The organism is Verruconatronum alginivorum (genome assembly GCF_056590205.1).
In genome coordinates this window covers 2680487-2693542 of the sequence record NZ_JBWPVQ010000001.1, presented here as the reverse complement: position 1 = coordinate 2693542, position 13056 = coordinate 2680487, and the positions used below count along the sequence as shown (strand labels likewise).

General features: G+C 58.8%; 14 protein-coding genes. 11 read left to right on the top strand and 3 right to left on the bottom strand.

The genetic code is table 11. From position 1 onward, the window contains the following. The first annotated feature begins 95 nt into the window (after positions 1-95). The 7 genes from ACWUI2_RS09585 to ACWUI2_RS09555 all read left to right on the top strand — a co-directional run bounded on the left by ACWUI2_RS09585 (position 96) and on the right by ACWUI2_RS09555 (position 3690). A complete protein-coding gene (locus tag ACWUI2_RS09585) occupies positions 96-311 on the top strand; it encodes an addiction module protein (protein WP_486982636.1) in 216 nt (71 codons plus the stop codon). After that, the gene (locus ACWUI2_RS09580) at positions 308-625 is read left to right on the top strand and encodes a type II toxin-antitoxin system RelE/ParE family toxin (RefSeq protein ID WP_486982635.1); all 318 of its coding nucleotides are present in this window, start codon (positions 308-310) and stop codon (positions 623-625) included. The genes ACWUI2_RS09585 and ACWUI2_RS09580 overlap by 4 nt, the downstream gene beginning before the upstream one ends. 860 nt (positions 626-1485) lie before the next feature. Continuing rightward, a complete protein-coding gene (locus ACWUI2_RS09575; protein ID WP_486982634.1) occupies positions 1486-1674 on the top strand; it encodes a hypothetical protein in 189 nt (62 codons plus the stop codon). 25 nt (positions 1675-1699) lie between these two features. Then, positions 1700-2020: a hypothetical protein gene (locus tag ACWUI2_RS09570; protein ID WP_486982633.1), complete on the top strand. Its 321-nt coding sequence runs from the start codon at positions 1700-1702 to the stop codon at positions 2018-2020. 221 nt (positions 2021-2241) lie between these two features. Further along, positions 2242-2538, top strand: a complete 297-nt coding sequence (locus tag ACWUI2_RS09565) for a hypothetical protein (RefSeq protein WP_486982632.1) — start codon at positions 2242-2244, stop codon at positions 2536-2538. Between the two features lie 256 nt (positions 2539-2794). Further along, complete coding sequence (locus tag ACWUI2_RS09560) at positions 2795-3259, top strand: hypothetical protein (protein WP_486982631.1); 465 nt, start codon at positions 2795-2797, stop codon at positions 3257-3259. Between the two features lie 89 nt (positions 3260-3348). After that, positions 3349-3690 carry a YciI family protein gene (locus ACWUI2_RS09555; protein WP_486982630.1) on the top strand — a complete coding sequence of 114 codons (342 nt, stop codon included), beginning with the start codon at positions 3349-3351 and terminating at the stop codon, positions 3688-3690. A gap of 42 nt (positions 3691-3732) precedes the next feature. Here the strand turns inward: ACWUI2_RS09555 and ACWUI2_RS09550 are convergent, their stop codons facing one another. From ACWUI2_RS09550 to ACWUI2_RS09540, 3 genes are all read right to left on the bottom strand, one after another. After that, entirely contained in the window at positions 3733-5091 is a 1359-nt protein-coding gene (locus ACWUI2_RS09550; protein ID WP_486982629.1) for a diadenylate cyclase, read from the bottom strand. A gap of 67 nt (positions 5092-5158) precedes the next feature. Then, the gene (locus tag ACWUI2_RS09545) at positions 5159-5536 is read right to left on the bottom strand and encodes an NADH-quinone oxidoreductase subunit A (protein WP_486982628.1); all 378 of its coding nucleotides are present in this window, start codon (positions 5534-5536) and stop codon (positions 5159-5161) included. Between the two features lie 104 nt (positions 5537-5640). After that, positions 5641-6705 carry an HAD family hydrolase gene (locus ACWUI2_RS09540; protein ID WP_486982627.1) on the bottom strand — a complete coding sequence of 355 codons (1065 nt, stop codon included), beginning with the start codon at positions 6703-6705 and terminating at the stop codon, positions 5641-5643. Between ACWUI2_RS09540 and ACWUI2_RS09535 the strand changes: the two genes are divergently transcribed. From ACWUI2_RS09535 to ACWUI2_RS09520, 4 genes are all read left to right on the top strand, one after another. Beyond that, entirely contained in the window at positions 6685-8160 is a 1476-nt protein-coding gene (locus tag ACWUI2_RS09535) for a tetratricopeptide repeat protein (protein ID WP_486982626.1), read from the top strand. The genes ACWUI2_RS09540 and ACWUI2_RS09535 overlap by 21 nt on opposite strands. A gap of 139 nt (positions 8161-8299) precedes the next feature. Next, on the top strand, positions 8300-10141 hold the full coding sequence (dnaG, locus tag ACWUI2_RS09530) for a DNA primase (protein ID WP_486982625.1): 1842 nt from the start codon (positions 8300-8302) through the stop codon (positions 10139-10141). A gap of 37 nt (positions 10142-10178) precedes the next feature. Then, on the top strand, positions 10179-11912 hold the full coding sequence (gene rpoD, locus ACWUI2_RS09525; protein ID WP_486982624.1) for an RNA polymerase sigma factor RpoD: 1734 nt from the start codon (positions 10179-10181) through the stop codon (positions 11910-11912). Positions 11913-12084: 172 nt separating this feature from the next. Continuing rightward, positions 12085-12966, top strand: coding sequence for a hypothetical protein (locus ACWUI2_RS09520; protein WP_486982623.1), 882 nt, complete (start codon positions 12085-12087; stop codon positions 12964-12966). Positions 12967-13056 lie beyond the last annotated feature (90 nt).

Genomic DNA, 13056 nt, shown 5'->3' with positions numbered 1-13056 from the left:
GCAACCGCGAGAGGCTGCCGCCTCTCACGGCGCATAGCCTCCACGTTCGTGGAAAATGAATTGAAAATATCCTAGTCCCGAACATCTTAGGAATTATGGCGACACTCGAAGAAGAAATACTGAAGCTGCCCAAGTTAGAGAAAATCAGAATCATGGAGAAGATCTGGACCGATTTGTCCCAAGAGGATGATCAGTTTGAAATCCCTTCTTGGCATGCCCGGGAGTTGGAGGATACCGAGCGCCGGGTTGAGGAAGGGAAAGAACATTTTGAAGACTGGAGCGAAGCCAAGCGAAGACTGCGTGAGTCATGAGGCTTCGGATTCTCTCGGCAGCATCACGTGACCTTCTCCGAGGGAAGCGCTTTTATGAAAAGCAAGCCGATGGACTCGGTGACTATTTTCTGGACTCTCTTTTCTCCGATATTGATTCGCTGATCGTTTACGCCGGAATCCATCGAAAACTTCGAGGGTATTTTTGTCTTCTCGCGAAGCGGTTCCCGTATGCGGTCTACTATCGTATCGAAGCTGAGGAAATTCGTGTTTTCAGGGTCTTAGACTGCCGACAGGATCCCTTGAAAACCACGCGTGCGTTACCGATCCGCGAATCGGGTAGCCGGGAGCATTAACTCTCCCGGCCCCCACACCACCGGACATACGGGTCCGTATCACGGCGGTTCCGAAGAATCAGGGACCAGAGACTAGACCTTGGCGTTGTCGATCTCGGAACACTGGACGGGGCTCCAGTCGGCAGTTACTCCCGGCTCGTTCGATGCGGCTACTACGACCTCGGCTGACTCCTCGCCTTCCAACGCGACCATTGCTGGACGCGCCGCCACGCCTTGACGGTAGATTGAAACCGGCGCGGCAAAGACGAGGTCTCCCCGGGTAAGAGCACGTTGTTCCGATGCACAACCCCGCGGTTTACCTACAGCAGTGAACTCGGGACTCGGCTCTTGTGGTCATGTCGCTTCGCTCGGTACGCTGTGTTGTGCCAGCTCATCCGTGCCGTCGGCCTTATACCGCGTTGTTCCGGCTCGCTTCGCGCCCGGTCTTGTCGGCCTTCGGCCTCGGAACTGTCCGTGGGCTCACATCTTTGACATAGGCTTCCTTCCCACGGAGCCTCACAACTCCGCAGTTGCCATAATCTAGTTTCAGTTGTTGAGTTGAGTTCATGACGCCGTGAAGCGGAGATGGCGAAGCAACAGGGGACTTTAACCCCATCACAACGTGCCCATGCCGAGCACACACAAATCGGCGTAAGCAATCCCGAGAGGCTGGCGCCTCTTAGGATGCCTGGCCTCGACGTTAGGTGGAAAGATTCGATGAAATGATAAAGCGACTATGGCGCCATCAGCTCACTCCGTTCTGGCACAGAGTGCTTGTATTTGTCTTCGTTTTTTACTCCATCCAGATGACCGCGACGCTCTTCATACCGCGAACCCAGAGATTGAAAGAAGGTGGACATTCTGCCCTGGAAGGATTTTATATGATTTCTCCCCTCCTGATTGGAGTGATTGCGTTCCTGATATTCCTGCCGAAGACTGGAAACGAATCCTCCTTTGGCATTTGGCGAAGCGTAGGGCGGATTTGGATGCCGATTCGTTATTTGATTATGAATGCGTTTGTAGTGGGGGTCTATGCCCTCGGTCTGGCGGTCGAGAAATGGATCACCTAAAATCAGGCGGGGCGTTCGCGATGAAATGATAACGAAATCATTCGTGCTTTTTTCGCTGATCGGTGCACTCGTCCTAATCTTGATCGCCGGATGTGGCAGACCTTTCCAGAGTATTGTTCGTTTCGAGTTTGAATCTGGCTTCACAGGGCTAATCAAGATCGTAGAGACTGAGGATGCGCCGCCGTTAGATAAGATTGATGGAAAATATGTCATTCATGTACCATATCCGGGCCTCGTCGAGATTCCGTCAATTCGACAGTTCGATCGGGGAATCCGCGCTGGATTGAGAGTGCCCGCCCTCCAGGATTTGCTGCTCAACGTCTGGAGGGCGGTTTTGACTTTTTGATTTCTCCACCGGAAGGCATAATTTGGGCGTTGGTTGGGACTCATAATGACCATAATTTCTATCACCGGAACCAAGAACTCGTTGAGGTCCATTTTGAGAAGCAATTTGCGGATCGAAGCAAGTCAGAGGAGTAGCGGAAAATTGGCCGGCGTAGGACCACGAACAATACGCCTCTCTCAACAAAATGAGTGCCGCTCATTCTGCGAGTGAGCTCGCGATTCTTGGAATTATTTTTATGGAAGCAAAAAGAAAGAAAAAAGTATTCTCTTCTTCAGAGGTTAGTTGCTGCTTTGGCGTGTTGCCTCTTTTTGACCGCCGGAATCGCCGGACTGATCCTCGGATTTAACTGGATCATTGGAATGATTTTCTTGGCAGCATTCATCGGGATTTTAGGCCCCACCGCGGCGGAAAGCACCGGTGGATTTTTGGAATTCGTCGTCGGCCTTTTCGAACTGCTTGCCGAAGGAGCGGTGACGATCCTCGAAGGAATTGGGTCTATCTTCTCGGGCTTGGGATGAAAACCTAAACTTGAGGTTGTCCGAAAAGGTTTTCCGTCGTTCCCTGGCTGTAACAGCGGGGAAGACAACACACCCCACCATGCTCGCGCATGGTCCCCCCCTCTCAAGAGGGGATCGGCGTGAAAGAGTTCCCCCCTCGCGCCGGGGGACCGCTCGCAAGAGCGGTGGGGTGTGTAGCGGAGACGATCCGGCGAACGCCAACCCTTTTCGGACGGGGTCAAACTAGGGTCCGTGCGACTGACTGACGATCGGAAGAATGAGATTACGTCATAAATCCAGTGTTATTGTTTACACCATGCTGGTTGTACTTTCGCTGCCTGGTATTGCTATCGCGGATGCGTTACAGTCTGACGGAGCTGCTCGGTTATTGATGTTGGGCGTCGGCTTGATCGTATTCCTGGTCCTTGGACTCGTCTTCGTCTGGACATTTCTTCTGACAAAAGTCGAGCTTTTCGAAACGGCATTGGTAATTACCACTCCTTTTTCGAAAAAAAGATGGAGGATACCAGAAGACATCCGTGCGATTACTGATGGAGGTGATTTCTACATGATTGAATTTTCCGGGGACGACGGCTCCTACAAATTCGCATCCGGTCGATATCGGACGAACGAAGGTGGTCCCTGGGAGGTCCTATCGAGCTTCGTCTCAACCGCCCGCACCTCCGCCAAACAACAAACGGGAAATGCCGGCGCCGAGAAGTCACCCGGCGAATTTCGATAGTCGTCAACGACGTGACTCGTTGACGGTAACTTGAAGCGGACGTCGCTTCGGCGCAAGCCGGGGGCTACTAGCCACAACCAACCATTGCTATGCCACGATATTTGATTTCAGTGCACCGTCCCAATGATTACGATCATTCCTCGTCGTTGGATGAGATCGCTCGGCGCGATATCGATGCGCTCAACGAGGAAATCAAAGATGCCGGAGTCCGGGTCTTCGTGGGCGGGCTCCGTCCGCCAAACCAAGCACGATGTTTCCGCCCGCAAGCGAATGGCGATGTTCTTTTGAGCGAAGGGGCGTGCGTGGCAGCCTCCGAATACCTGGATGGTTTTTGGATTCTCGAATGCGACCATATCGATGACGCGTTGGAATGGGCGCGCAAAGCCGCAGTCGCGTGCCGGGGTGCCACCGAGATTCGTCCGTTTTATTGAAATGGAGGACGCCGCGTGGATGCGCGGGAGATGACTTGAGCCTCAATAGCCTCCGCTGCTCGGCTTTTCGATCAAGGGAAGACGGACGCCGCGGCGGAAGAGGGTCACTTGGCCGGTGCTGGACGAAATCACAATCGAGATACAATCGGTCGCCAAGGAGATCGAGGCGGCGGCGGCGTGGCGGGCTCCCAGCCCACTCGGCAGCGAATGGTAATAATCGGGGGCGTGAATCAAACTCCCCGCCGACAACACCACACCGTCTCCACGGATCACGAAGGCACCGTCCATGCAGGAGAACTCTTTCAACGTCTCGTCCATGAACGGATTGGTGACGTTCCTATCCTCCTCCTTGTATCCGAAAAACGGATTTAAAACCAGCGGCTTGGTCATTTCGGCCACCCGCTCGCTGTCTCCCAGGACAAACAGCGATCCGACCGGACGGCCCTCCCGGCCTTCCACCGCCAGTTCGGTGGCGATCGCCAGGACACGCTCCAGCACTTCCGGCTTCACGTCGTTCGGGAGAATGTCGGCTTGTTCGTGGAACAGGACCTGAAACTCCTTCTCGACGTCGAGCACCACGATCGTATCGAATTGGTTGCTACCGGGGATCCCACCCACGCAGCAAAGCCGGTCGGTGAACCGGATCAACCCGCGGGTCAGTCCGACCAGCACCGAACTACGCAATTGGGACAGCCGTTGCCGGGAAAACGACCGGACCTGGATGGTCGCCGCCACCTGTTTCTGATTGAGCACCAGCTCCGACGCGGTACGGGTCACGAGAATGGTCCGGTGTTCGGGAAACCATTGCGACGCCTCCATGCCGGTGGTCAGGGTGTCACCGAAAATGATCATCGCCGAGCAGCGGCTCCCTTTGGCGATCTTCTCCGCCTGCCGGAAAATCAACCGGTTCATCCGGCTCTTCTCCGCCTGCACCGGTTTCGCCACCACCCCACCGACCGCCACCATCATCCGATCGTAAAGTCCGTCCAGATCCGGGGCGTCGACCAGTTCGTCGACAACGTCCTTTTCTTTGACCAACCGGGCGATCGAAGCGAGCATTTGCAGGTAATCCCGCTCCCCTTCTCCGGCGATCAACAGAAAGACGAGGCGCACTTTCTCATGCTCCTTGAAGCCGTCGTAGTGGATTCCGGTTTCGCTCCGGCCGACCGCGAACACATAACGCCGCGGCATTTTGATTCGAATATGGGGCAGGGCCACCCCATTACCGAGGTAGGTGGTCATGGTGTTCTCCCGTTTCATCAGGGCGCTCAACAGATCGTCTTTGTCGAGGTCCTTGAAACGGGTGACGGAGACGCTCAAAAGCTCCTCAAGAGCCCCTTTGAGATCGTGGCTCTTGAGGTCGATGATTCGACCGCGGGTGATGAATTTATCGAGGCGCATTCGCTCTTGTTCGGTCGCGCGACGGACCGGGGAACGGGACGGAAACTACCGGTGACCTAAACCCAAACTAACGCTCCCACTCCAGCGCGCCCTTCTTGATTTCATACAAGAGGCCGAGAACGAGGAGGAAAATGAAGAATAGGACCGGAAGTAAAATCGGAATCGACGCCGCCAGGAAGTCGCGGAAAACCAAAACCCATGGAATCAGGAAAACAATTTCCACATCGAAAAGAATGAACAGCATCGCTGTCACGTAAAACTTCACCGAGAAACGGACCGATGTTTTTTCGCTCGGGGTGGCGATCCCGCATTCGTAGGCGGTATCCTTGATCCTATTTTTCGCGGCCCGCTGCCCGAAGAGGGTGCTTGCGCCGAGGATGATCACGGCGAGCGTCGCCGCGAACAGGATCTGGACCAGGATCGGAAAAAAATCGCCAAGTAACATCTGTCCACTAGGGAAACCGCCCGGAGCGCTGATTTCAAGTTGTTTTCCCGCCTCCCGGGGCAATTTCCGTTAAAAAACTCCTGAAAACCGCCGTTTCTCCGAGATCACTCCCGCCACCGCCGCCAATCCCGGTCCGGACGGCCCAGATTGAGTTGCGCCGCGTATTCCACCAGCGAGATCCCTTCGTCCAACTCTTCGAACCGGCGTTCGCTCCTCCGGTCGTTGATTTTCCGGTACATCCTCGAATCGAGCGCCACCGGATCCGCGCCCAATAAAACGATCGGATCCGAAGCGGCGTAGAGCGAACGGAAGGTCGGTCCTCCGACGAATTGATACCGTTCGAGACTCGTTATGGTGAAGAGCCAACTTTCGGCCAACTCCGGGATCGCCGCCATCTCCGCCACCGCCGCCGCGCCGCTCGCCTGACTCTGAAAAAACCGGGAGGTGTTGCTCGCGTTCCAGAGGGTGGCGTTCACCAAGGCGCCATTGACCCCCAAGACCGGATGGTCGGAGTAGACCGGCAGGTTGATCCAAAAATCGGCCTCCAGCCACAACATCGCGGCCAGATAACTATGGCGATCCATCACATCCTGCTCAAAGGAATGCTGGCGCCGCACCCCGGCGCCGGCCTCCCGGCGGGGCGGGAGCGGACTGTCGTAGAACCACTCCTCGTCGAAATACCCGCCTCCTTCGAGGATATAGACCGGATGCTCGTCGAACCTCGGCTTCCCCTCCCCGAGTTCGGTCAACAATCCACTTTGCCGCATCCGGTGGAGGCTCTTATCCACCAGAAAGATATTCTCCCGCTCGAATCCCCGGGCCACCAATGCCTCAATCACCCCGCGCACCAACGGAACCGGCGTCGCGAGGCCCGGACCGGAGTTGGTGTAAACCTTCAATCCGACCCGGCCTTTTCGGCCCGGACGAACCGGTTCTTCCCGCTGCTCCTCGAAGGCGGCGAACAAATCCTCGACCGTCGCCCGGTAACTATCCGGTGAAAAATCCTCCAACCGGTTCTCCAAAATCGGCGCTCCCGGCGTCACCCCCGCCTCCGCGACCGTATCCAACCGGGTAGCGCCGCACAACACGACGGCGGCGATCAACGCTGGACGCTTGACACGACCCACCGCCCGGAAAAGTCTCTTTCGATGTCCGCTGGTAAAGTTCATTTGCAATCGGTTGGTTGGCTTCCGCTCCTGGCCATTCTCCTGTTCGTTGCCGTCGGATGCACCAACCCAGACACCAGAGTCGAACAAAAGTTTGGCGAAGCCCAGCAAAAACTCGACGCGGGAGAAACCGGCGAAGCCGTCCAAATCCTCGAAGAACTCCACCAGCAGTTCCCCGAGCGACTCGACGTCGTCGAATTCCTCGCCTTCGTCCGCCTCGACGACAATGACCCGGGCGGCGCCGCGGACGCCTTCATCAAAGCTTTCGAACTTGCCCCGGCCCGCTCCGAATTTCTCCTTTACGCCGCCCAGGCCCGCGAAGAAGACGGCGATTTCCAGCAAGCCGGCGCCCATTACCGGGTGTATCTGACCGATCATCTCGATGATTCCGCCGCCTGGCAGGAACTCGGTCGCCTGGAGGAACGCCGCGGCCGTCTCCCCGACGCGATCGACGCCTACCGCCGCGCCTACAACCTCCGGCCTTCCGCCGGGACCGCCGCCGAAATCGGCGACCTGTTCCTTCGGCTCCGCAACCTGGCCCAGGCCCACCAATGGTTCCGTGCCTCCTTCGAACACGGAGAAATCCCCCCCGCCAAGGCGTTGCTCGGGCTTCTCCGGGTCAGCATGGAGGAGGAAAACTGGGACCGGGCTCAAGAACTCGTCCAAGAGCTCGACCGCCATCATCCCGGCCGTCTCGACGCCACCGAATTCGCTCAAACCCGCGATGAACTCCGCCGCTGGCGCGAATCGATCGAGGAAATGGAACGCCTCCGGGTAGAGCAGGCGGAACGAGCCGCCCGCCGCCAGGCCGAAGAGGAACAACGCGAAGAGGAGGAACGTCTCGCCCGCGAGCAAGCCGAAGCGGAGGCCGAGGCCGAGGCCGAACGCCAACGCCAAGCCCGGCGCGAGGCCGAACGCGAGACCGTCGAAGACGAAGAAACAGATCCCGATCCGGAACCTGAAGCCGATCCCGAGCCCCTGGCTCCCGCCCAACCCGGCCACGACGCATTGGTCGCGGAAGCGTCCCGGCTCTTCGAAGAGGGTCGCCACAACGCCGCCGCCCGCACCTATTGGCGGGCGCTCAGCGACGACGATTCCGCCGCCCAGACCTGGTTCGACCTTTCCCGCGCCCTGTTGGCCGCCGAAGCTTGGAACGACGCCGAACTCACTGCCCTCGAAGCCATCCGCCGCGACCCCGAGCGCCAGGTCTTCCACTTGCATTATCTGAATGTAATCCGGGAAACCCAACCGGTCCGGGTCTATCTCCGCGAACTCGAACGAGTCCACCAACTCTTCCCCCGCAATCCCGAAGTGGTCCTCGCCCTCGCCAACACCTACGCCCGCAGCCAACACTCCCATCAGGAGGCGATCCGGTACTACCACCTCTTCCTCCGCCTCGCCCCCACCGATCCCCGCCGCGAACAAGTGGAACAATCGATCCACCGCCTGAATCCCTAAAGTGGCGGGGCCGTCCCGGCTCCGGGCAGTTCCCCGGGCTCCGCAAGCTAAACCGACGCACTGAGGCGGGACGCCTCACCCAACTTTTCTCTTTCCCCGTGCCCCGAAATCTCTTCTCTTCCTTGTTCGCCGATCACGCATGCCGATCATCAAGAAAACTTGCATCGAGGACATCAAAGCGAGGGTAAGCCTATACGACGTGGTTTCCTCGACGGTTGCCTTGCGCAAGGCCGGCTCCTCCTGGAAGGGGCTCAGCCCGTTCACCCAGGAGAAAACCCCGTCGTTTTTCGTCTCCCCCGACCGAGGGATCTACAAATGCTTCAGCAGCGGGAAGGCGGGTGACATTTTCACCTTTGTCATGGAGACCGAGCGGCTCACCTTCTACGAAGCCGCCGAAACCATCGCCGGACGGTTCGGGATCGAGCTCGAATACGAGGAAGGAGGCGCCCCGGCCGAGTCCCGCTCCCTCCGCCAGGAACTGTTCGCCACCCACGAAATCGCCACCGATTACTTTCACCAGGCGCTCCTCGACACCAACGGCGCGGCCGAACAAACCCGGCGCTACTGGGAGGAAAAACGGGCGTTCCCCCTTTCCCTCGCCGAGGAGTTCAAAATCGGCCTCGCCCCGCTCGACGGACGCAACCTGGTCGACCGATGCCTCAAGAAAGGGATCTCCCTCGAAGCGCTCAAAGATTCCGGCCTTTTTTATCAACGCGGCAGCCGCCTGGCCGCCTCGTCCCTGATGCCCCGCTTCCGCGGCCGACTGATGATCCCGATCCGCGACCACCAGGGCCGCGTCATCGCCTTCACCGCCCGCCAACTCGACATCACTCCCCAAGACGACCCCTCCCACGACGCGAAATACATCAACTCCCCCGAAACCCCGCTCTTTAACAAATCCCACGTTCTGTTCGGACTCGACCGCGCCCGGATGGCCGCCGACGAGGAGAAACCGTTCCTCCTGGTGGAAGGCCAGCTCGACGCCCTCCGCTGCTGGCACAGCGGCCTCCCGACGGCGGTCGCCCCCCAGGGAACCGCCATCACCGAACACCAGCTCCTCCTCCTGCGGCGCTATTCTTCCCGGATCGATTGCCTGCTCGACGGCGATTCCGCCGGACAGAAAGCCGCCCTCCGGCTCCTGCCGCTGGCGCTTAAACTCGGCCTAGAAGCCCGCTTCTTCGTTCTTCCCGCCGGGCTCGATCCGGACACCCTCCTTCAGGAAGGGGGCCTCAAAGCCTGGGAGGAACTATCGGCCTCACCGGTCTCGGCGATGGGGTTCGCCGCCTCGGCGATCCTCCCCAACCCCCGCGAGGCCTCGCCCCAGCAGAAGGCCGGCGCCGCCAACCGGTTTTTCGAAGTGATCGCCTCCTCGGAATCCGAAATCGCCCGCTCGGAATACCTCCGCGAAGTCGCCGCCCTTCTCAAACTCGACCACGACAGCCTCCTTCATGATTTCACCCGGCACCTCGCGGCCAAACAACTCCAGCGCCGCCCCGCCGCCCCCCGGACGGCCGAACCCGAGCCCGCCGACCCCGAACCGGCCAAAAAACTGACCAGCGTCGAGGAAAGCCTCCTCCTCCTTTGCCTCCACCACGAGGAATTGGGCCAGCCGTTGGCCAATATGATCGAACCCGACTGGATTTCCGCCGACACCATGGCGGGCCGCCTCCTCAACCGCGCCCTCGCCGAGTTCGAACACGATATGTGGCAAGGCCCCGAAAGTCTGGAACAATTGGCCGAGACACAGGACGAACGAAGCTTCATCTACTCGTTAACATTCAACAAACCTGATTTTGAAAATCCTGTCACCATCGCGAATGAAGCCGTTCAACGGCTCTATCGAAATGCGCTGACCCGCAAAATACGTGAAATTGAACTTGAAATTGCGAACAAATCGGCGACATTGGACGCTGCCGTAATTCTGCTGCAGCGCAAAAGGAACGAGTATCACCGGAAGCTCCTGCAGCCGCCGCGGCTATAGGAACAGGATCGCCCGCGGATCCCCTATTTCAAATTTTATGGCTCGGAAGAACACGAAAAACGAAACGGAAAGCAACGCGCCTGACGTCGAAAACGCCAGCGAACCCGCACAGGTTGCTATCAATGAGAAGATCAGACTTCTGATCCGTCTCTCGAAGGAGCAAGGCTACCTCACCTTCAGCGATATCAACAACGCGCTTCCGGATAACGTTGATTCCCCTGAGGAGATCGAAAACGTCATCGCCATCCTCGAGAACCTCGAGATCGAAATTCTCGATCCGGACGAAGTCGACAACTACAAGGCCCGCCAGGACGAAACCGAGGAGGAGGAGGTCAAGTCCTCCCAATACGACATCCTCGACGATCCCGTCCGGATGTATCTCAAGCAGATGGGCCAGGTCCCCCTCCTGACCCGCGAACAGGAGGTCGAAATCTCCAAACGGATCGAACAGGCCGAGTCCGACGCTCAGGACGCCCTCTTCGCCAGCGGCATCAGCGGACGCTTCCACTGCGACCTCGCGGAAAAGCTGCTCAAACGCGAAGAACGTTTCGACCGGGTGGTCTTCGACAAACGGATCGAGAGCCGCGAAGCCTACTTCCGCGTCCTCCCCAAACTGCTGGAAGACACCCAGAAGGCCGAAGCCAACGCCCAGAAAGCTTGGGAAGACCAACTCGCCGCCACCGATCCGTCCGAAAAGAAGAAGGCTCTCACCCGCTTTCGCCGCCACGAGACCATCCTGAAGGGCTACTTCCGCAAGTTCTGCTTCAAATTGAAGGTTTTCGAGGATTTCCTCCAGGAGCTTTCGCCGGTCACCCACGAGATCGCCCGGATCACCGACAATCTCGAAGCGGCCAAAAATCCCCGGACCAAACGGGACAGCCTGATCGACGTCGTCCCGCTCAAGGCCCGGCTCATCGAAATCGAGGCCGAATTCCGGGTCGCCCCCGAGGCAATGGTCGCTTCCCTGCGCGACGTCCGCCGCAGCATGCGCGAAGCCCACAAGGCGAAGACGGAGATGGTCGAAGCCAACCTCCGCCTCGTCATCAGCATCGCCAAGAAATACACCAACCGCGGCCTTTCCTTCCTCGATTTGATCCAGGAAGGCAACATGGGCCTGATGAAAGCGGTCGAAAAGTTCGAATATCGCCGCGGCTACAAGTTCTCCACCTACGCCACCTGGTGGATCCGCCAGGCCATCACCCGCTCGATCGCCGACCAGGCCCGGACCATCCGCATCCCGGTCCACATGATCGAAACCCTCAATAAGGTGATGCAGGTGCAAAAACAACTTCTCCAGGAACTCGGCCACGAACCGACCCCGGAAGAGGTGGCCGAGGAGATGCAACTCCCGGTCGAACGCGTCCAATCGATCATGAAAATGGCCCAGCAGCCGATCAGCCTGCAAAGCCCGGTCGGCGACGGTGACGACACCAATTTCGGCGATTTCATCGAGGACAAAGGGGCCGAGAACCCCTACGACATGACCGCCTTCAGCCTCCTGCGCGAGAAGATCATGGACGTCCTCGACAGCCTCACCGAACGCGAACGCCGGGTCCTTTCCCTCCGCTTCGGCTTGGTCGACGGCTACAGCCGCACCCTCGAAGAGGTCGGCAAGCAGTTCAAGGTCACCCGCGAACGGATTCGCCAGATCGAGGCCAAGGCGTTGCGCAAGATGCGCCACCCGACCCGGATCCGCCAACTCCACGGCTTCTTCGACGCCGACCAGATGGAGAGTTCCCTGGTCGCCCTCAAGAAGGCGTTGAAGAACTGATCGCATCCGCTCAAGCGGCGGAATTTTGTTTGTTTTCCGGAAAACCGGCGGAAGAACCCTTCCGCCGGTTTTTTCGTTTTCGAAACTCGCCACCCGCGACGGTGTTTTACTCGGAAGTAACGTCCGGCGCCACGGTGGCGCACGGCATCCATCAATCCGCAGTGAACATCCCATGAAAGTCCTTTTCGCACTCATCGCCGCCGCCCTTCTGACCGGCGGCGCCACGTTGTCACTCAACGCTCAGGAACGCCCCGTCCGCGATCGCGGCGACGACGGCCCCCGGATGTCGCCCGAAGAACGCCGCGAACGCTGGGAACAGATGCGCGGCCGGTTCGCCGAAGATCGACGCGGCGGCGAAGAAGCCCGCTCCCCACAGGAACGTGAAGTTCCTGAACGCTACCTCGACCAACTTGAGTTCCGCTCGATTCTTTCGATGGACGGCGTCACCCAATTCACCTTGCGCAACCCCTTCGAAAACAACCGGACCCTCGTCCTGACCGAAGAAGAAGGCCGCAACGGGATCGAAGTGGTCGAGTTCGACGCCGCCAACAGCGCCCTGACCCTCCGTCACGAAGACGAAACCCGCACCCTTTATCTGCAATCCTCCCGGGTCGCCGAGATGACCCGCGATCCGGCCGAAGAGGAACGGGAACGCCGCCGCGAGCTCTGGGAAGCCCGCCGCGAACGCTTCCAGGAGTTCCGCGCCACTTGGGAAGCCGCCGCCGAGCACTCCCCCGAGTTGCGGGAAATCGAAGGCCAGATGCGCGAACTCGCCGGCGAATTCCGTGAAACGTTCGGCGCACTCCGCGAAGCCGAACCGGGCACCCCCGAACATCAGGCCTTGGTGGAACGCGGCCGCGAATTGCGCGAGGAATTCCGTCTTCTCGGCGAATACTCGCTCCTCCACGTCAAACAAAACCCGGCTTTCAGCGAGGACGACGCCCAAATGCTCGAACAAATGCAGGGAATGATGATGCGCGGCATGGCCCAGCGCCAACGCGGAGGCGGTGGAGCTGGAGCTGGAGGCGAAGGCCGCCGCGGCCCCGGCCGGTAATCGGCAGAATTTGAAAATGGGTGCGACCGCGGAAATCGCGGACGAATCCGGAAGAGGTGTCAGGTGTCAGAGGTTCGGGTTTCAGGGCAA